This window comes from Photobacterium jeanii (assembly GCF_001650345.1).
GTDB lineage: Bacteria > Pseudomonadota > Gammaproteobacteria > Enterobacterales > Vibrionaceae > Photobacterium > Photobacterium jeanii.
Genome location: NZ_LVHF01000029.1, coordinates 1 through 20,365 on the forward strand (window position 1 = coordinate 1; position 20,365 = coordinate 20,365).

The 20,365-nt window shown below is 43.5% G+C and carries 21 protein-coding genes and 1 pseudogene; 2 read left to right on the forward strand and 20 right to left on the reverse strand.

Features of this window, described 5'->3' with window-relative positions; genetic code table 11:
• Window positions 1-177: 177 nt before the first annotated feature.
• From A3K86_RS23115 to A3K86_RS14860, 3 genes and pseudogenes are all read right to left on the reverse strand, one after another.
• Window positions 178-342, reverse strand: a pseudogene (locus A3K86_RS23115) (hypothetical protein); the annotation flags it as partial.
• Between the two features lie 713 nt (window positions 343-1,055).
• Complete coding sequence (locus A3K86_RS14855) at window positions 1,056-1,391, reverse strand: ribonuclease E inhibitor RraB (protein ID WP_068332672.1); 336 nt, start codon at window positions 1,389-1,391, stop codon at window positions 1,056-1,058.
• Window positions 1,392-1,494: 103 nt separating this feature from the next.
• On the reverse strand, window positions 1,495-1,848 hold the full coding sequence (locus A3K86_RS14860) for a cell envelope integrity TolA family protein (protein WP_068332674.1): 354 nt from the start codon (window positions 1,846-1,848) through the stop codon (window positions 1,495-1,497).
• Window positions 1,849-2,097: 249 nt separating this feature from the next.
• On the opposite strand from A3K86_RS14860, the gene A3K86_RS14865 reads away from it, so the two are divergent.
• A complete protein-coding gene (locus A3K86_RS14865; protein WP_068332676.1) occupies window positions 2,098-3,087 on the forward strand; it encodes an integron integrase in 990 nt (329 codons plus the stop codon).
• A 445-nt stretch (window positions 3,088-3,532) separates the two neighbouring features.
• Here A3K86_RS14865 and A3K86_RS14870 read toward each other — a convergent pair whose 3' ends face one another.
• The 16 genes from A3K86_RS14870 to A3K86_RS14945 form a co-directional block, all read right to left on the reverse strand.
• Window positions 3,533-4,432 (reverse strand): metal ABC transporter solute-binding protein, Zn/Mn family, encoded by a 900-nt coding sequence (locus A3K86_RS14870; RefSeq protein WP_415860039.1) that lies wholly within the window; start codon window positions 4,430-4,432, stop codon window positions 3,533-3,535.
• A 3-nt stretch (window positions 4,433-4,435) separates the two neighbouring features.
• Window positions 4,436-5,311, reverse strand: coding sequence for a metal ABC transporter permease (locus tag A3K86_RS14875; RefSeq protein ID WP_068333894.1), 876 nt, complete (start codon window positions 5,309-5,311; stop codon window positions 4,436-4,438).
• Window positions 5,311-6,054, reverse strand: a complete 744-nt coding sequence (locus A3K86_RS14880; protein WP_068332684.1) for a metal ABC transporter ATP-binding protein — start codon at window positions 6,052-6,054, stop codon at window positions 5,311-5,313. The genes A3K86_RS14875 and A3K86_RS14880 overlap by 1 nt, the downstream gene beginning before the upstream one ends.
• A 2-nt stretch (window positions 6,055-6,056) precedes the next feature.
• Window positions 6,057-6,968: a metal ABC transporter solute-binding protein, Zn/Mn family gene (locus A3K86_RS14885; protein ID WP_068332685.1), complete on the reverse strand. Its 912-nt coding sequence runs from the start codon at window positions 6,966-6,968 to the stop codon at window positions 6,057-6,059.
• 37 nt (window positions 6,969-7,005) lie between these two features.
• Entirely contained in the window at window positions 7,006-7,626 is a 621-nt protein-coding gene (locus tag A3K86_RS14890) for a DUF6162 family protein (RefSeq protein WP_068332686.1), read from the reverse strand.
• Window positions 7,623-7,940 (reverse strand): hypothetical protein, encoded by a 318-nt coding sequence (locus tag A3K86_RS14895; protein WP_068332687.1) that lies wholly within the window; start codon window positions 7,938-7,940, stop codon window positions 7,623-7,625. The genes A3K86_RS14890 and A3K86_RS14895 overlap by 4 nt, the downstream gene beginning before the upstream one ends.
• 48 nt (window positions 7,941-7,988) lie before the next feature.
• On the reverse strand, window positions 7,989-8,825 hold the full coding sequence (locus tag A3K86_RS14900; RefSeq protein WP_068332693.1) for a DUF4198 domain-containing protein: 837 nt from the start codon (window positions 8,823-8,825) through the stop codon (window positions 7,989-7,991).
• A 15-nt stretch (window positions 8,826-8,840) separates the two neighbouring features.
• Window positions 8,841-9,371 carry a DUF2271 domain-containing protein gene (locus A3K86_RS14905; RefSeq protein WP_068332697.1) on the reverse strand — a complete coding sequence of 177 codons (531 nt, stop codon included), beginning with the start codon at window positions 9,369-9,371 and terminating at the stop codon, window positions 8,841-8,843.
• Window positions 9,372-9,458: 87 nt separating this feature from the next.
• Complete coding sequence (locus A3K86_RS14910; protein ID WP_198160431.1) at window positions 9,459-10,085, reverse strand: PepSY-associated TM helix domain-containing protein; 627 nt, start codon at window positions 10,083-10,085, stop codon at window positions 9,459-9,461.
• Between the two features lie 137 nt (window positions 10,086-10,222).
• Entirely contained in the window at window positions 10,223-11,431 is a 1,209-nt protein-coding gene (locus A3K86_RS14915) for a tetratricopeptide repeat protein (protein WP_107270342.1), read from the reverse strand.
• Window positions 11,428-12,042, reverse strand: a complete 615-nt coding sequence (locus tag A3K86_RS14920; RefSeq protein ID WP_068332700.1) for an energy transducer TonB — start codon at window positions 12,040-12,042, stop codon at window positions 11,428-11,430. Before A3K86_RS14920 ends, A3K86_RS14915 begins: the two co-directional genes overlap by 4 nt.
• On the reverse strand, window positions 12,042-12,446 hold the full coding sequence (locus A3K86_RS14925; protein WP_068332707.1) for an ExbD/TolR family protein: 405 nt from the start codon (window positions 12,444-12,446) through the stop codon (window positions 12,042-12,044). The genes A3K86_RS14920 and A3K86_RS14925 overlap by 1 nt, the downstream gene beginning before the upstream one ends.
• A complete protein-coding gene (locus A3K86_RS14930) occupies window positions 12,446-13,000 on the reverse strand; it encodes a MotA/TolQ/ExbB proton channel family protein (protein ID WP_068332714.1) in 555 nt (184 codons plus the stop codon). The genes A3K86_RS14925 and A3K86_RS14930 overlap by 1 nt, the downstream gene beginning before the upstream one ends.
• Window positions 13,000-14,340, reverse strand: a complete 1,341-nt coding sequence (locus tag A3K86_RS14935; protein WP_068332715.1) for a MotA/TolQ/ExbB proton channel family protein — start codon at window positions 14,338-14,340, stop codon at window positions 13,000-13,002. The genes A3K86_RS14930 and A3K86_RS14935 overlap by 1 nt, the downstream gene beginning before the upstream one ends.
• 1 nt (window position 14,341) lies before the next feature.
• The gene (locus tag A3K86_RS14940) at window positions 14,342-15,121 is read right to left on the reverse strand and encodes a DUF3450 domain-containing protein (RefSeq protein WP_068332718.1); all 780 of its coding nucleotides are present in this window, start codon (window positions 15,119-15,121) and stop codon (window positions 14,342-14,344) included.
• A gap of 168 nt (window positions 15,122-15,289) precedes the next feature.
• The gene (locus A3K86_RS14945; protein ID WP_068332720.1) at window positions 15,290-17,359 is read right to left on the reverse strand and encodes a TonB-dependent siderophore receptor; all 2,070 of its coding nucleotides are present in this window, start codon (window positions 17,357-17,359) and stop codon (window positions 15,290-15,292) included.
• A 282-nt stretch (window positions 17,360-17,641) separates the two neighbouring features.
• On the opposite strand from A3K86_RS14945, the gene A3K86_RS14950 reads away from it, so the two are divergent.
• Window positions 17,642-18,070 (forward strand): hypothetical protein, encoded by a 429-nt coding sequence (locus A3K86_RS14950; protein WP_068333902.1) that lies wholly within the window; start codon window positions 17,642-17,644, stop codon window positions 18,068-18,070.
• Window positions 18,071-18,230: 160 nt separating this feature from the next.
• Here A3K86_RS14950 and A3K86_RS14955 read toward each other — a convergent pair whose 3' ends face one another.
• A complete protein-coding gene (locus A3K86_RS14955) occupies window positions 18,231-20,264 on the reverse strand; it encodes a hypothetical protein (protein ID WP_068332721.1) in 2,034 nt (677 codons plus the stop codon).
• Window positions 20,265-20,365 lie beyond the last annotated feature (101 nt).

A 20,365-nucleotide genomic window follows, 5' to 3' on the forward strand; every position in this document is an offset into this window, starting at 1 on the left:
TGGGTTATTTAAAATATGCTCTTTATTAAAAGCATAAAGCTGAACACCTAGGTACACTACGCTCTCCTTCGCATAACGCCGAACATAAGGTGCGCCACGATAAACTCGCCAAGTGCACCGGACTTCGCACCAAAACTGCCGAGTGTGACGCGTCACCTTGATGTTTTTGTTAGCAATTTACTCACGGTTCAGCTTCGCATATTTGGTGACAAGCCACTTAACACCTTCAACGTCAAAATTAACTTGTACTCTCGATGAAGCCCCCTTACCCTCGAATTTTATCACTTGCCCCGCACCAAACTTAGGATGAACAACTCGTTCCCCTGGTGAAAATACAGATTCTGATTTAGAGACTTGGGGTTCCTCTTTGTAGACTTCCGAATACGAGTCAATAATTAGTTCGCTGACATGATTTTCTAATATTGAAAGCCTGTCTGCTAGCGTAGCTTCTTCTTTTGTCGCTGGAGGCTCATACTCCCGAAACGTATGAGGGATAGCTTCTGTCGGTGAAGATAAAGTTTCTTGAATTGCGCTTGAGATGTTTGCCTTTAATGTAGCCCCCCAATCAGGGTCGTTTTTATCGTATATAAGAACGCGCAATGGACGCAAATCGAATGGGACATCTTCTATATTTGAAGCAATTAGGATTGCTGGTTTTTTAAGAGCATGAGCTAAACCCAGCTCATAATATACGTTTGGATTTTTTCCTGTTAGTTCTGCTATGACCAAAGAGGACTCTTTTATGGAATTCCATATGTCATCCATAATATGAGTAGATCTAAATAAGCTATCACCTCGCACAGCATATAAATCATTTTTATCAATAGCTGGTTTGATTATTCTCTTGTAATAAGTCTCAAACGGTTCTGCAAACGGCATGATTACAAAACAAGATTGTTTATCCATACTTGATTATTTCCTCTAATTGCTAACGACCTGCCATAAAACGCCAGCAACACATTACTACAATCTTTAGTTGACCACCGCAAACACTAAAGCCAATTCAGATCTAAAATGTCGAGTGTTGATGGTCGTTTTGATGGCTTTGTTATGTTTTAATTCAGGGTGTACGGGTCAATAAACACACCCCACGCTTCGCAAACACCATCGAATTCTTGAGCTAAGTCAGATGCCTTAGCTTGAGTATTGATCACTAATTCGTAGGAAAGAATGTCACTGATGGTAAATAAGACATATCCCAAACAGTCATCTTCCGGTTGATAAAATTCTAGAGCACCAAACTCACTCTGAAGAGCATAAATAGCCTTATCAGGTGGTGGCCAAGAATTAAAATCAACCATAAATTCAATTGTTGTTGGCAGTGAAAATTCGAAACCGTCTTGATAGAGTCGATTTAAAACCTCTCCATCTGAATCATGAGGAAATTTCATATTTACCTTTTAAAAATAATGCCTATTGGTACCCAACATTAAACCAGAAGAGTACTAGATGCGGATGGTTCTGTATCGAGAAATAAATAGCCCCGGTTAACAATTACAGAGGTGTTACTGTTAATTTTATTTTCTTTACTTTACTATATTCACTTTCAGAAAGGTTCAATAACTCTTCATACGGAAAGGTTGCAGATACAGCCTTGATAATTGCATTCTCAAACTCTATGCCGCCATCATTTTCTACAACTTCAACATTTTCAAGGGCGCTTTTACTATCTAAAGACAGCTCAACCACGGCCCTCTTACCAGCAAAATTCTTATCAATCAGAAGGTTATTCTGAATTCTATTAGTAATCCCTACCGCACAGCTATGTAGCGTTGTACATTCTTCATGTTTAGACGAACAGCCAGATACTAATAACACTATAAATACAGTAAACCAAAAAATTCTCATAACCTACCTCTGAAACATAACAGCTTCTTCTACGCATAAGGGACATACTATTCCCCCATTTCAGGTTGATATACGCACAAGAAGATATACGCCTCTGTTGCGTGTATCCTGATTTCTGTAATTACTAGTTCTCTTTATTACTTATTAAATCAAGTGAAGTTCACCTTTTCAAAAAGTAACTTTCTGTTTTCTTGCTCTCTCACTGTGCTCTGCCATCATAACTGTATATTTAACAGTTATTGGACAGCTATGGACATTCCACAACCCGTTAAGCAAGGTCAATCCAAGTTTATGAACCGATACCAGCGTTTTATCCGTGGTAAAGGTTTAGCTTACAGCACCGAGAAAACTTACCTTTATTGGTGTAAGTGCTTTTTACGCTTTAAATGCTATAAAAGTGAAGAGGAGATTCAGGCTGAAGATATTGCCTCATACCTTGAGTATTTAGTAATAAATAGAAATGTTTCACCAAACACACAGAAAACAGCACTTAATGCTCTCGTTTTTCTTTGCCGAGAGTTCTTAAAACAAGAAACCAAACACTTCAAGTTCAGTAAATCCAAAAAACAAACTCGCATACCCGTTGTCTTTACTCACCAAGAGGCATCAATGGTGATAAACCAGTTAGATAATCCGTATAAGTTGATAGCTCAAATAATGTACGGTAGCGGATTGCGTTTAAATGAAGTATTAAGGCTTAGGCTCAATGATATTGACCTTGGGAAAAATACCATCACAGTTCGTAGTGGTAAGGGTAATAAAGATAGGCAAACCCTACTCGCAAAAATAATAAAACCGTATTTAACCGCGCAAATGAATCACGTCAGTAACCTACACAAGTTTGATCTCAGTAATAACCTTGGCTTTGTTTATATGCCCTATGCACTTGGTCGTAAATACCCAAACCATGCTCGTTCAATCGGGTGGCAATATCTTTTCCCTGCCCAACAGTTGAGCACAGATCCACGAACGGGTGAACGCATGCGACACCATATAATGGACAGAACAGTTCAGCGACAAATAAAACTCGCAATCAATGCGACAAAAATCATGAAGAAAGCAAGCAGTCACACCTTTCGGCACAGTTTTGCAACTCGCTTACTTGAACAAGAGACTGATATCCGAAACATTCAAGAATTACTTGGCCACTCAGATGTCAAAACAACACAAATTTATACCCATGTTGCAGGTCTACACCATACAGGAGCTATCAGCCCTATTGACTCGCTCACCAACTAACTTGCACGCTACCGCACGCCATTTAAGACGTAGTTTCAATGCATTAGCATGCATGTATAATTTTCTGGTCATTTTACAGATAAATAAATGCGGGAATAGCAAAATATTGAACCAAACTCGAATTTTTACCATTTATGTGATTTACGGTAAGAATCTGAATTACAAAGAATAAATATATTATCCATCATTTTACAAAAACATAATAAATTTCAATTAAATATGAAACTGTTCCTCTTGGGGTGAACATTATTCAAGCAGGCGTGCCAACAAAAGTGAGCATTGGTAGATAAAAGAGGTAGAGGTAGAGGTAGAGGTAGAGGTAGAGGTAGAGGTAGAGGTAGAAAATTAAAGAATAAGAAACAAAAAGCCCAGTAAGATCCCTCACTGAGCTTAATAAGTTGCAGATTGTGGTTTAAGTTCAGACAGGTAAAGTCTGGTTATCGACTCACAAAGCTAACTGCCAGCGTTTAAGCGGCTGCGCTTGATCAATCCCAGCTCTACCCCAGCGATCAACGCTATCAATAACCAAGACTTTTTCAGGATTCGGAACTAACGCTTTCAAGTTTGCGCTCATTTTACGTGAAGTTAAAACCCACACACTATCATCTTCTGTTAGCATTGATTTCAGGTTTGCCTTATCTTCTTCAGTCCATTCAAGCTCTGGTTTTGTTAAACGCTCAACCACAAACAGCTGATTACCAGAAGCAAAATCTTCTAGCTCAGAAGAAAGTAAAATCACTGAGTCAACTTCAGCATCCATAAGTTGCTGTTGCTGCTTATTGATAAGTTGGCGAACGGCAATCATCAACGACTGTTGGTTTTTCTCAATTTTGTCTGCTTGTTCAGGCCAAACTTTTTGCAGATCAGTACTCACAATTGCAGCCATGCGAGTCAAGTTAGCTGGGTTTAACCATGCAAATGGAGAAATTGAACCGTCATCCAAACGCAATGCCGCTACCCCAGTCGCGCGAGGTGAAATAGACTGAGTTGCGTCAACTTCAATAATACCGATGTTACCTTGGCGAGCATGAACATAAAGCGGTTCGCTTGGCCATACCGCACCGATAGTTACTGCAACTTTTGCCTCTTTTGCTGCCTTTGTTACAACTTCACTACCTTGACCATTAAACCAATTTGGCATGCGTGTTACACCGTAGCGTTTTGGCGGCAAGTATGAAACGTCAAGCTCAGTGCCTTTAGTTAGCTCAGATGCCAGCATATAAGTAACAGGCGTCGCAGTAAGAATATCTTCGGCATGAGCAAAGCTACTCACAACAGATAGCGACAACGCTGCCGCTGTTACTGCAAGTTTTTTAGATGATGACAATTTAAATAAACGACTCACAAATTACCCCTTCCGTACAATGCGGTAGCAAGTTGCAATTAAAAAGAAAATAGCTGAAACAATAATAATCGCCGCACCTGATGGTACTGGGAGTTTTAATTCCATCGGCAAAATCGTACCGACCAAACAACTTACCGTTGCCAGCACCGCAGAAAGAACTACAAAACTACCCATTGATTTAGTCAATAAACGGGCTGTTGCGCCAGGGATCAACAACAGAGCACCAACTAAAACTGCGCCAATAATTTTCACTGATGCAATGGTGACTAGCGTGATCATCATTACGAATAAGTAATCGTAAAAATTAGTTGCGTAACCACGCACACGGGCGATATCAGGGCTAATACAAGTTAACAAAATGCGGTTAAAGGTCGGTATTAACACCAAGATAATCAACAAACAACTCACCGCAAGTAATAACAAATCGCTATCTGTCACTGTTAAGATCGAGCCAAACAGGACATTTTCTAGCAAGTGAACATTGATCTTACGTGCCACGTACATCAGCATTGCAGCACCAACAGCTAATGCCAGTGCCAAGAACACTCCAACTAACGTATCGTAAGGCACGTTAGTGCGGTTACGAACAAAGTGAAGTAACAACGCAAAGATCATGCAGAAGCTAAACAGACCAATAATTGGATTATCAGGCGGCTCGCCAAGTAATACACCGAGTGCAATACCGGTAAGTGCTGCGTGACCTACCGCTTCAGAAAAGAAAGCCAGACGTTTTGCGATAACAAGCGTTCCCAAACCACCAAGCAAAGGCCCCACCATTAAAGCAGCGACTACGGCATTAACCAAAAATGCATAAGAAAAGCTTTCACTCAACATTCCGGCGTCTACGCCAGCTTGTGCCCATAAACGTACAGAATCCATCATGCTGCACGCTCCTTAGCATTCATTTCTTTTGTATCTGGTGTCGCACTGTAATGATTGAACAAACGTTCAATCTTCTCTGGAACTAACACCTCAGCTACGCTGCCACTATCAATAACACTGCGGTTAACAACATGTACATGGCCATTCAAACGACGAACGGCAGTGACATCATGGTGCACAGCTAAGATTGTCTTATCTTCTGCGACCAACTCATGCATCAACGACTCAAGATAACGAACGCCTTGCTCATCCATACCTGTTGTGGGTTCATCAAGTACCAATAGATCCGGATCATCCAATAGCGCTTGAGAAAACAATACGCGCTGTTGTTCACCACCAGAAAGCTGTCCCATACGACGCGAGGCACGGCTTGCCATGCCCACACGATCGAGTTGAGCAAGAGCTTTGGCTTTATTCTTAGCGTTTTGTCTCCAAAACAGCGGGAAACTACTTTGATTAAGTAGAATAAAATCCATCACTGTCAGCGGCAGGCTTGCTTCAAACATTGCCTTTTGTGGCACATAGCCCAAAACACCTTTTTCTTGCTGCCACTGAATATCGATTTGACCAGTAAATGGCGTTAAGCCAAGGATGGAACGCAGTAGTGATGTTTTACCACCACCATTGGGTCCCATCACGATATGACACTCCCCCGCTGCGAACTGGTGATTAATGTCATGCAAAATGGTGTTATCACCGTATTTCAAGCCAACATTGGCTAATTTGATTGAAGGTCCCACAGTTAGCTACCTTTTTTCTCTGCAGCAAACTTCATCGCTTCAACAAGTGTTGCTAGATTTTCGCGGGTTTCGATTTCCACTTTCTCAGCCGTGTAAGGACCATGCGTCATATGTGAAAAGCGATATAGTTGAACGCCCGTTGCTTTTTCAATGGTATCAACGTAACGGTTTGGCATGTTCAACTCGTAAAAAAGAACATCAATACCAGACTTTTTAATCTTCTCAATGGTTTCTTGCAGTTGGCTGGCGCTTGGTTCAACACCGTGAGCAGGTTCGATCACAGTCGCAACATCCACACCAAACTCCTGCAGTAAATAACCATAAGCGTTATGGGTTGTAGCTACCGTCATACCAGCGGTATCTAAATCGCCCAGCATAGTCATGGCTTCATGTTTCATCTTACGGAAAGTTGTCGCGTATTTACGTGCGTTTTTACGGTAGAAGCGCGCGTTTTCTGGATCAATCTTCGCCATTTCATTGGCGATGGTGTAAACCTTTTGAATCGTGGTCGATAAGCCGACAAATGTATGAGGATTAACAGCCCCATCACCCACAGACTGCCCCATTGCAGGTAGTAAAGGCACATCTTTGTTCGCTTCGATCACTTTCAGATCGCTACGATTAGCCGCTTGAATCACTTTCATCGCAAAGTCATCGTGACCAATACCATTAACCACGATGATGTCCATTTCACGCAGGCGGCGCATGTCATTTGGTTGCGGTTGGTAGTTATGTGGATTAAAGCCAGCATCAACAAGCGGTAAGATCTCCGCTTTATTGCCAACTACCGCATTCACGTAGCTGTAATAAGGTTGGAGTGTGATGCCAATTTTCAATTTATCAGCGGCATGGCTGATAGAAGCAAAGAATGAAAGTGCAAGAATAGATGCAATTTTTGCTGTTGTTTTAATCATAGCGTTACCACTACTGCCCTATAGGCGAAATAAAAAATTAGTGAACGTGACCATTCGCGGTAGCTTGCTCAAAAACCACTTGAGACCAACCTGCGTCAATCAAAGCTTGATCTGAAATCACGCTCTCTGAAAGAGATAAAGCTTTTGCCTTACCATCTAAATCAATCCACAGCTCAGGCTCTTGATGAGCTGCAACCAAAATGAATGAACGCGCTGTTTTTTCTTGGTCTGAGCTTTGAACTAAACCTTGATACATAGCTGGCGCGATCAATGTCCATTGGTGTTTGCCATAGAAATCCCAGCTTTTATCTTCAACAAAAGGGGCTAACCATTGCTCTTTCAGCGAATCAATCGGCTCCCAATCAAGGCGTTCACTTTGCTGAATTTGAACATTAAGATCCGCATGAGACTCATCAATATTTTCAAGATAAATATTACGAATTTCCTCATGCGCTAAACGTAAGTCAGCCAACAAACCAAGCGATGCTTGATCTACGTCTTTTAATGCAATTTGATGAGAAGCAAGAGAGAGACGTGCATGATGCTGTTGATGAAAAGGTAATAACACGGCAGCTGCAGTCAGAATAATTAGGATGCAGAGCGCAACCCACTTACCTTCACGTCCACCGTTGTCAGAACGTACGGTCTGAATGATCATTTTTCTTTGATCTCAACGACATCAACTTCAACTGGGCTTTCATGGCCAGCATCGAAAACAATGTAGAAGTCAGTGTCTGGTTTAGTAAAACGTACCTTAGAGCCTTTATCCGTTGTTTCTTTGGCAATTAAGGTATCGTCATAGTCATACAAGTGAATATCGTAGTCTACCGCTGTGCTACCGTCGCTGTAACCCGCGTGGCAAACAATTTGTTCAGACTCTGACCAGCAGCTCATAATTGGGAAATGTGCAAACGCCGATGCAGAAAATAGTGCACCACATGAGAGAAGAAATAGTCCCGCTTGCTTTTTCATAACAACCTCGAATCAAAAAAATAGCCTGCCGAAGCAGGCTAGTTAGAATTATTGAAGTACAGCTTCAAATGTTAGGTGAACGTTCACACTTGCTTTATCGGCTAATGTGTTGTCTTTTAATTCACCTTTGTGGTTTGCACGTAGCAGGTAACGACCTGCGTGCTCAGGTACGAAGCGGATGAAACCGTCTTTGTCACTCACCACATCAAGTTGCTCTTGGTGGTTACGGTACATAGTGCCTTCGCGTGTAATATCTGCGGTTACGCCAGCTTGTGGTTTACCGTTGAAGAACATCTGGAATACCACTTCTTCACCTTCCACAATATCTGCAGGGTGAGTGATAGGCTTAAGCTCTAGTAGCTTGCCTTCAATCTCAAGTGCTTTTTGAGTTGGTTTACCTACCGTGATGTAAGACTCAGCACGAGTGAAACTAATTTGTGTTACAACGTCACGAGACTTAGCAGGAAGCTCTGCTGCGCGCTCGGCTTTGTTTGCTTTTAACCATTTAACCGTGTCACGACGACCCGCTTTGTACTGAGTCCAGTATGATGGTGAGTTGTTAACTGCAACCTTATGTGTCCCTTCTTCTTCAAAGTAGAAATCGAACATTGAGCGGCGTTTGCCACGAACCACAAAGTTAGGGCGTTCAGAGCGACCATCAGGCATCAAAACGAATGCAGCTTCACTACCCGCAGGCTTATCGAAAACGAAAGTACCGTGTGATGCAGTCACATCAAAAGTCAGCCAATCACCACCTTCTTTAGACACAGTAAAGTGAGAAGGAAGGATCCAACGTGGGTGCGCGTTTGCCGTTGCAGAAACAGCTAGGCCAGCCAGTACAGAACAAGCGAGTGCTGCTGCTTTTAGTTTATTGTTTTTGATCATTTTGATGTCTAAGTCCTATTTAACTTTATAATTCAGTTTTACTTTGCCGGTCTCGTCAGTCGGCTTAATATCAACACTGAATCCTTCAGTGCCAAAATCTAATTTCTTGCGTAGTAAGCTTCGGCCACCGTGTTCGCGTACCACTTCGGCATAGAAGGTGTATTCACCTTGTTCAACTCGCTCACCAGCATGGTTTTTACCATCCCACACAAAGCGGTACTCGCCAGCAGGTCGAGTTGCAGACGTTACGCCATCAACCAAAGCACGGTCGTAGCGGCCCACTTTTCGCCACCAACTACGTAGGTCTTTTAACCATTCATCTTTACCAACCCACAGCTCTAGAGTACGAACAGGTTGACGATCTGCACCTTCAATCCACACCGCAACATAAGGGCGGTTATAATTTGAAGATTGAATCAGTGGAAGTTCAAAAGACACATCCATCTGAGCGTCTAGAGGTAATGGCTTAGCCTGTGTCATCAAAGGCATCGCCACAACAGCGGCAAGTGCAGACAGCTTCAACATACGCTTACATGCGTGTTTCATTCTTTATTCCTTGTTTACTTAGCAGCTCTACTTCCAACTACAGGACAGCAAAGCAAATTGAATTCTTAGTAAATGTGCATTTCGCAATTAGGGTACGGCGAAGAAGAAAATGAATAAGGTCACAGCCGTTCCTAGGCCCATCCATTGCAGTGAGGTGGTTAATGTCTTCTTCTTAGGTAGCAGCAAACAAACGCCTGTCAGTACAAACAGCACCATCAATACGGCTGTAATATCAATAAACCAGCGCCACACTTCCCCGCTGTTACGACCTTTATGTAGATCGTTTAATACCGCCACTAGCCCATAATGGGTTTTCTCAATAACCGCCTCTTGGCTAGTCATATCGATATATACTGCAACGTTAAAACCAGGGCCTTTGTAGTCGAGTGAGATTTCCCCCTCAATCAATTCACCATCTTCAACATCGGTATACACGTTCAATCCAGATGGTTGACCAGAAATCTTTCCCTTTGCAGTTAGGTAGCTAACCAGCTTGTCTTCTTGTGGACGGTACTGACCTTTGTCCGAGTGAAAGAGTTCAGCCGGAATATTAAGTGTTAATTCGGTAACGTCTGGCTGACTCTTAACGAAAATATGTGGTCTATTTAGCGTGATGCCAGTGATAGCAAAGAACAGCACAACAAGCAGTAAAGCCATTGAAATGTAGACATGTAGTCGTCGAGACCAAAGTTGCACTGTTTTATTCTTAAGCATGGATATTGGGGTTGCTACGATTCCTGAATGGCACGCATTTTAATTGATAATAATTTTCATTGTGATTCAATTTACAAAGTTTACAATAGGCAAAAATAAAGCCGCATAAAGCGGCTTTTGAGGTTTCGTTATCAACACTATATAGCGGTCAATTGTTGTTCAGCACTGTTGTTCTGTTGCATCTTACGCATTTGCGTTAGATATTTAATCCAACTCTTAGAAGCCGCCGTTGATTTGATGTTGTTCGCACGCTTAGCGTGGATCAATGCTTTCTCAAATAACGACAACTTGTAATAAGCACGGACACGAGCCAATTCAACATCTGATTTACGACCAGAAACCCGATCCAACTCTTTTAATGCATTACGGTGATGACCTTCTTGCAATAACAATTGCGCTAGAGCCCAGCGATGTTTATTGTTTTTCGCCGCAGCCAAACGCCAATACTTAATTGACGTATCCCATTCTTTCGCTAACTGCCAATAGGTAGCTTGGTCTGCCAGTAATTGCGGATCAGTCTTCGCGTCATCGATTTCAGCCAATACTTTCGCAGCACGCTCAGGAATGCCCTGTTGGGCATATAACTGTGCCAAGGTACGAAGGTTTTGCTGACTTAATGCCACACCTTGACGTTTTGCCAGTGCCAAGGTTGCTAAGGCGTCTTTTGAGCGATTAAGCTGCAACTGAATACCTGCGGTTTGCTGCCACCAAACAAGTTTATTTGGCTCAAGCACTATTAGACGTTGCAAAGTCGGCAAGGCGCTTTTCCAACGCTGTAACTGCAGTTGAGCACCTAACTTAATGGTTAGCGGAGCCACTTCATCTTTCTTATTCAGTTGCTCATAACGCTTCATCGCAGAAAGTACAGGCTTCCAATCTTCAAGCTGATAATGAGACTGCGCGATACGCAGCCAAAGCTCATCAGCTTTCTGATTTTCAGGGATCGATTTTGTTAACGCATAATAATGTGGCAGTGCTTTTTTATACTCTTCGTTGGAGAGTAAAATATCAGCCAACATCCGCTGCGTGATCCACGCCTGATCGTCATCAAGCAAACCACTATTGACGGCTTTAGTTAGGTTAACCACAGCCAGTTTGGTTTTACCTTGCTGCCAATAAAACACACCCAACATACGCTGAACAAACGCTTTGTCGTAAGCTTTTGATGGCTCAAGTTCAGCCAGTACAGCAATGGCTTCCGCCATTTTCTCATCTTGTTGCAACTGATGAGCACGCTGTACTTTACCGGCGGTAAACTGTGATAACTGTGGTCCAGCAATGGCGGTTTGGCTCGCTAAAGCTAAACCGATAGAAAGCACCAAAGTTTTAGTAATTGATCTGATCATTTGCTTATTTTGAACTCCAGTCTTACCGTTTGTCCAAGTTGCGCAATTGCTTTGCCATCAACAACTTTAGGCTGGTACTTCCATTTACGCAGTGCTCGAATCGCTTCTTTTTCAAATAAACGACGTGGGTTGGCTTCTAACACTTTGACATCTGTTGGACGCCCTTGCGGATCAATCGTAAACGACATCACCACATAACCTTCAGCCCCTTGTTTCAATGCGCGAGGCGGATAACGAGGCTCGACACGATAGAGTGGCATCGCCTGTTGGTTTGATCCAAAATCGGAAAACTTAGGCATATTGATCGCAACACCACTTACCGCAGCATCCAACGCTAATGTTGGCATGACCGGCGATGATACCGCTACCGTTTGACTTTGCGCAGTCGGTGTCGCTTGTGGTGGCGGCTCTGGTGTGTCAGGCTGTTCTGGCACAGCACGTTGACGTCGTTGCGCCGCACGTTCTTGTTCCACCATCACCATGTCAAATGCCAATGTTTCACTCGTTTCAGGTTTACCTCGGTGACCGTTATCCACCATCCAAGCCATAAAGGTGAACAAACCTAATGTCACCGCCATAGCTAACGGCAAGGCGAGTAAAAGTCGACGCATTAACTCTTCTCCGCAGCCAAAGCAATACTCTTAACACCCGCCCCTTTCGCGGCATCCATCACTTTTACAACCGTGCCGTTATAGGCATGTTCGTCGGCTTGGATCACCAAAGACGCTTCTGGCTGTTCAAGTAACATATGCTCAAGGGTTGCTTGTACGCGTTCAACGTCAATAACACGCTTATCGATGTAAATATCGTTGGCAGATGTAATCGCAACAAAAATACCCGCATCTTTTTTGCTAACCACATTGCTAGCCTGCGGACGATTCACTTCAACACCTGACTCACGCACAAACGAACTGGTCACAATAAAGAAGATCAGCATGATGAAAACGATATCCAACATAGAGGTCATATCGATTTGCGCTTCATCGCGTGCGGAAGATGGACGACTAAGTCTCATCATCGGCTCCTTAATAATTTTTCTAATTTCTGTTCACGCCACAAACATGCTTTTGCTAAACGTGCGTGAACAAACATGCCAGCTAATGCGGCAACCATACCTGCCATGGTCGGCAAGGTGGCTAATGAAATACCTGATGCCATCAAACGTGGTTGGCTGCTACCCTGCGTCGCCATTACATCAAACACTGAAATCATGCCTGTTACTGTGCCAAGTAGTCCCAACATTGGGCAAATTGCCACCAGCACTTTGATCAGATTCATGTTTTGGTTTAAGGCAATATGGGCTTCGCTTAACCAACCGTCACGGATAGCATGTGCGTACCAAGACGTTTGATCTTCACGTGCCTGCCACTGAGTTAACCAGTGTTTCTTTTGTGCCGGGTACGAAACGTAAAGATACAACACTCGCTCAACCACTAAGATCCAGCACACAGCCACCGCAGCAGCCAACCACCATAAGATGGGGCCACCTTGGTGCATAAAGTGAGACAGCGATAACCACCAGGCTTCGAAAACCGTTGAATGCAAGGCTTCTGAAAGACTGAATCCCATTAGGCTGCTTTTCCTACTTTCTCGGCTTGCTCAGCAACTAGGCTGATGCCTTGTTTTTCAAGAATATTGCGAATGTTCTCCGCTTGCGTACCCAAAATATTGTGCGCAAGAAGAAGTGGCATTGCTGAAATCAAACCTAGCACCGTTGTTACCAATGCCATTGAGATACCGCCCGCCATCACTTTAGGATCGCCGTTACCAAACTGAGTGATCACTTGGAAGGTTTCGATCATACCGGTTACTGTACCCAGCAGACCTAGCATAGGAGCCAACGCTGCTAGTAGTTTTAGCATCGATAAACCTTTTTCAAGCTGCTGTTGTTCATCAACAATGGTTTCTAGTAAACGAAGTTCTAGCGCTTCTACGCTACGGTTTTGTTCTTTATCGTAAACAGCAAGTACGCGCCCTAGCGGGTTATCACCCGGTTGTTGTGGATTTTTCAGTTGTGAGCGAATTTGCTGGCGAATCGCCATCAGTTTCACACCACGGAAAACCGCAATGATGGCACCAATCGCTAACAGACCAAGAATGATCTTACCTACCACACCACCGTGCGCTAAACGATCTTTCATCTCTGGCGCATTTGCCAATTGTGACAGCATCACACCACGAGATGGGTCTACAACAATGGATTGAACTGCATTCTGTTGAGAAGAGTTTTGAGCGAAGTTAGCAGCGACAGGACCGTTCGCTGGTTGCTTTAAGTAAGGCTTAGCAGTTTCTTTTGCCCCATCCCACTCGATGTAGCCTTGATCTGCCACCATGCCGATACTACCTAGACGGTAAGCATTTAGTTGTGATTTATGACCTTCACCATTGATGTAAGCCACATCAACATTGGCTAACTCACCACTTGCTTGAATCTGCTCTTGCATTGCCAGCCACAAACCTGTCAGTTGTGGTAATGATGGCAATACTTTTGCATCAACAATCGCATCAATTACCGCATTGTTTTGGTGACGATCGACGGCTGTTACCGAAGTATCAAGCTCGGCTTTCACATCTTTAGCCGTTTGGCGAACCACACCAAATAGCTCACCCAAGCTGCCTGTTTCTAGGCGCAGTTGCTCTTCCAAAATAGCAAGCTTGTTTTCATTATCACTAAAGGTATCGCTCAACTGCTCTGTTTCTTTTTGCAGTTGATTTCGCTGAGCAATAAGCGCATCACGTTGTGCACGAATGCTACGTTCCGTTTGCTTAAAGCCAGCTTCACGATCTTTATTGTGTGCAACTTGTACTTTTTGTTCTTGGCGAGTGTCTTTTAGTAGTTCAGTTGTCGCTGATGCACAAAACGGGACGCTAAATAAACACAGAACCGTTACTAACGCTTTCAATTTCATCTTACTTTGTCTCCACGTTAGTTGCGGCAGTGTGCAGTGATACAGGTAGGTTGATAAGGCTTGGCGCGACTTGCTTGTTCGCAATCGCAAACGCTTTATCAACATCACTTGCGTATTGGCTATCAAGAGATTGCCAACTACTTTGTTGCTCGTTCCACGCCCAGTAGCGTTGACCGTCAAGGCTACGCGCCACTAGCGAAATACGGCCTAAGTACAGCAATTCAGCTTCAATAGAATCAGCATCACTCAGTGCCAATTCACCTTGGTAAACACCTAACTTAGTGCCGTAGTCCATTTCGATTTGGTAGGCTTCTAAAATACGACGGTATTTTTCAGCATCACTGATATCCGCTTGCGACATCATCAGCTTCAACTTAGCCACACGCGCTAAACGTTGATCGCGTTTGATTGGCTTGTCGTCAGTAATAATGGTTTGCAGACCATCGATCATTTTGTACATCAAAGGCACTACCCCTTGGCGGGTTTCTTTAATGCCTTGAATTTGATCGCTCAAGCTGGCGCTTTCTTCCTCTTGGTTTGCGACCAAGCGTGCCATGTGATCTCGGTAAACAGTCAAGTTTTCAACTTCTTCCTGAAGTTGCTCAATCTCCGCTTTCATCGATAACGCTTGCTCTGCGCTTTTATCGATTTTCTTCTGACTAACACTAGACGCGTGATTGATTTTATTCTCGACAGCACGAGCGCTATCGAGGCTATTCGCTTGCGCGCCATAAGCAACACTTAAAGCTAGAAACACTAGCGAAGGCTTAAATCCCTTCATGATCTTTCTCTTAAATATGGAATTAGACGTAAACAAAAATAAAAAACAGACAGTGTAAAAACAAAGAATCCCGACTCAAGTGCGGGCAAATTGCTTACAATACTAATTGAAAACAAATCTCATTTAAACAAATAAAGGGGAAAGCTAATGCCTTCCCCTAAAGATTAATTAGTAACGGAATTGAATTGAGGCCATGAAGTTACGACCTTCTCCAACAGTTACGTTTTTAGCGCCAGGGTAGCTCTTGCTCGTTGAACCGCCACCAGCAAGGTAATCAGTATCGAACACATTTTCTACATTCAAGCGACCAATAATATCTAGCTTGTCATCGTATTTATGCGTGTGCGATACGCCTAGGTCAACACGAGTGTAGCCATCTTTCTTAAAGGTGTTAGACGCATCACCGTAGCGCTCACCAACATAGATCACCCCAAGGTTCATATCTGTACCTGTGTCTAGGCTGTAACGAGACCAAACACTTGCACTGAACTCAGGCACGTCTGCTGGACGGTTGCCTTGGTAGCTCTCGTGACGAACGTACTCAGCTTTTAGGTACATTGCACTTGCGCTTAGCGAGAAGTCTTCTGTGATATTACCTTGTGCGCCTACTTCAGCACCACGGTGGTTTTGCTCACCCGCTTGAGTCAGCTTCTTCTTACCACCACCCACTTCTTCAGAAATAGTGCGACCTTCTTCCGTGATGTCAAACAATGCACCTGTTAGGTACAAGGTGTCGTCAAGAAGGTTCCATTTAGTACCCACTTCGTAAAGTTTGCCGCGACGAGGATCAAGCTGTTCGCCATCATTCACGTACTCACTACCTGAAACTTCACGTTGGTGCTCAAAGCTTTCAGAGTATGTCACGTAAATCGAACCATTCACTGCTGGGTGGTAAATTACGGCAAACTTAGGAGACAGCGCGTTATCTTTACGACCTTCATCACGTGTTTCATCAAAACGAGCACCTGCCAACGCTTGCCATTGATCATTGAACGTGATCATGTCTTGCACATAGATACCGTAAGAATCGTAGTGACTATGTGAAATACGCGGCTTGCCTGCTTTTGGTGTCGGTGTAGGCACAGGCTCGCCCGGCTTCACATCCACCTTATTGAAGCTAGTCTGATTACGGTCATAGGTATAACCTAACCAGTTAGCACCTAATAGCAATTGGTGAGTCATGCCTAGCGCATCAAAATTACCAACAAAGTCAGTGTATGCCGTTTGGAAAACCCAATGATCTTTACGATCAGAGCCACCATGGGTAATTACACCCTGCGATTGGTACTTCGAGAAATCTGGGAAGCTCTCAATATCTTGACGCTTAAAGTCTTGGTAGTTGTAGCCTGTTGTTAATGCCCATGTATCGTTCAAACGAGCATTAATATCAAAGCCAATATTTTCAGAGCTATTATCAATGGTTGACCACTGTGCATCCCAAATATGGTCACGACCATTAACAACGTTACCGTCTACAATGTAGGCACCTGAGTCAACGTTGCCTTTATCTTGGGTATTATCGTAGTGAAGCGATAGCGTCACATCGTCATTGAAGTCGTAGTCTACAAACAAACCACCAACAAAACGCTCAGTTGAATGCTCGCTACCATCGCTGTATTTACGCCAAGAATCTTCTGTCATCTTTGACAATACTGTACGTGCGCGAAGCGTTTTGTCTTCGTTTAACGCACCGCTTACATCAAGCACGGTACGAGAGTGATTATTCGAACCAACATCTTGGCTGAAATTAATTTGCGTCTCGTGCGTTGGCTTCTTCGACACCATGTTTACCATGCCGCCTGGCGCGGATGTGCCGTAAAGTAGACCTGAAGGACCTTTTAGAATCTCAACACGCTCTAGAAGCTCGATTGGTTGCTTATAGTGAGACCAGTGTTTACGGCCGTCACGCAATACTTGTAGATCGAAACCACGAGATTTGAAACGTTCACGGTTACGGCTCTTATCACCAGCAGAAATACTTGCATCATTCGCAAGTACTTCACCTAGTGTGCTAGCACGTTGCTCATCGATGATTTGCTCATCAATGATGGCAACCTGCCCTGGGGTTTCCAGTTGTGTTGCTTCAATACGCATCGCGGTTGTGTTGGTATCGGCCTTGTAACCGTGGTCACGACCCGTAACAACCATGTGCTCGTCAACTTTTGTTGTTTCAGCGTAAGCGGCAGGTACGGCTAAAACAGCACCAATCACTAACGCCAACTGGCTTTTTGAAAACATATTCCGTTATCTCCAATAATGTGTAGTTAAGCCATTTTTTATTAGGATTCAGCAATAACTTAATCTACAGCCTCTCGGCCCACTGCAATTTCGAGCGGAATGTTAGTGATAACCGTTATTATTTTCAGTCAAATTTACATTCTTTGCATTCGTAAACTTGTGTAAAGACAATCACTATCACCGTACTAATATGCACTTAATGCACATAATTACTGTGAAAGATGTAATTCAGCGCTATCCATGTATAATGCCGACGTTTTTATTGAAAATTCGGAACACAATGTGACTCAATTGACCCTCGAAGCTGCTCACGAACAGTTAGCAGCACATAACCTAAAACCTGAAAACATGCGCTTTGTGACTGTTGAGGCTATGGATCCTGAACTACTGGAAAGTTGCACAACAACTGAAGATGAGAGCTTTTATAACAGCTACATGAATGTCATTTTCGGCAAGGGTGATCGTTATGTTTTGGGCTATCGTTGTGAAGATGAAGTGATTGATCACGCCATCATTAAATCTGGCGACAAATACTATGATCCAACACTGCAGATCAAAGGCGATTTCAAACCTTATCGCTATGCAATTTTGACTGAATTTAAAGTGTTTGATGTTATGCGCCATGCGAAGGCAAACAAAGACTTCCCACCTGATGTTGACTACCTAAGATCTAAGCCTAAGCAATACAAAAACGTGATCATTACGGCTTAAGCTCCTTACCTAGTCAGACGGACGCGTCATTTTTGACCGAGCGTTTAACACAAAAACGGCTCTTAGATTCCAACTTATTATCAAGTTAGGATCTAAGAGCCGTTTTTTAATGCTTACATTCCATCACGCTTATGCAGACTGTTAGCTATATCGTTTTTGCTTAACGCTCACCATAGAACTGATTGGTTTCGCTCACGTAACAAATAAATGGATATTTTTTCTGTGATTCAGCCACTTGCTCAACATCAGCATCAATCACATAAGCACCTTCATACTGTTTAGTCAAAAAGGCTTGCTCCATCAGCGCCATTGGCCAACCGTATAAATCAGTCTTACTCGCACGTAAACTCGCAAACAGTGGCGATGAAATAACGCCTTGAGCACCAAAAGTACGTCGACAGAATTGATTCGCTTGCTCTGGCGTCATCTTCAAGCCAACAATATCACTACCAGTAAGAACAACTGGCTCAGCACTGTTGTATTCATCGTTATCAGCAAGCCCTGTTTGCACAAACTCCGCCCAAGTAAATGGACGACGTAAGTCATAATTAAAGCCTTTATAGTTGTACTTCACACGCTGATTGACGTTCATCGCGATTCGCGTTTGATCGCTCAGATCTAGCTGTACCCCACGATGTAGCCTGTTGTTGAGTGTTACCTCACGACAAACATCATCTTCATTCAACACGCGTTCGTCAGGCGAGATACAAAACTTAAGCGAGTGAAGGTTATTAATGCTAGCGATGGCTTCATCAATCTTTAGCACTGCGGGCTGATTTGGCTCCGAGACTAACCCAATAGGCAATGGCAAAGTTTGCGATGTGGAAAGCCAATAAGAGCGCTTAAACTCTGGATAACCTTTAAGGCTAACCTTGACTTCACCATTCGCATTCAACTCACCTCTAGCCTCTAGAGCCGGCATATCGTAGTTAACACATACAGTGGCGCCTGTTTCTTTCGCATTCTCAGGGGTAACACACAGCGCCAATTGATTTTTAGCACCTTCATCGCCCGTTGCTACCGTATAACTTTGCGTGGTGCTAACAAGGCTTAACTCATCATCTCTAACCATGAACCACTCAAAACGCTTAGTGGTGTCCTCATCTTGATCAGCATCGAAATAATCATATTGAGCCATCAAAGTGTTACCAGCAAAACGCGAACCAGTAATTGCGAGATTTTGAATCCTCGGCTTTGTATCAGCCACCGCAGTAACCGTGCTAGGTGCAGTACAGAATATATCTTGCGCTTTTGGGTGCCCAGTTAATGAATAAGGTGTCACACACCCTTTCACTTGCTTGCCTAACATCTCAGCGGTGGGAATAAAAAGACGGGAATCTGAAGTGAATTTGTCACCAACATACCAGCTGTATGCTGTGGTGAAGCTATCTTCTTTATCATTGTCAAAGTCGATGAACTCATAGATAAGATACTGAGGTAGACCAACCTCAATGGTCTCACCTAATGGCTGAAGATCAACAACGGGAGGCTCACCCTCTAACCCCGCGACCTTGTTTGCCATTTCATAGCATGACACTAGCACATTGCTTTTGGTGTCTATGATGCACACCGATAGATGCTTGCCTTCATCTTCGGCTCTCGCGGTATAGCTATCTTCGTTTTCACCAGCAATAAGTTGTCCGTCGCTGTACCACTCAAACAAGTATTTCTTCGCTTCCTCTTCAGATACAGGCGTACCATCAGGGTCGACTAACGCTGTCTGAACTAAGGAACCAACATAAATAGGAAAATAGCCATGCTCAATAATGCCAACACTGGGCAAATCGGACATAGGTCGACTGTTAATTAAGTAATATGGAGAGCACGTTTTATCACCGACTTTACGATCGACATGATTAACAGGCACAACACAAAATCGTATGCGCTCCCCCGCGAGGCTGTTGTCGTACGGAACGCGATATTCTAAGCCACGGTGAACGGCATGACCTGACAGCGTTTCCCAATACACCCACGAGGCATCAATAGCGGGAGGGACACTCTTTGAGGAAAAGGTATACTGACCGATAAGTTGCTCACCGGCCTCCACTTCTTTCTCTGTTCTCGGTTCTTTGAAATCGACGTTAATCGCCTGAGGTTTTACCGAAACTCTTTGCGGTTGGGCATTATCTCCACCACCGCCACCACAAGCTGTCAGCCATGCAGAAATCAACAGAGTACAGATACGTCTTTGCATAAAATGGTTCTTTTATTTATTCGTGCCGCTAAATGATGAAGCTCGTTTACGCTTTCGGTTTTTACCAACCGATTTGAGTGCACGCCATTTTACGCATTTAA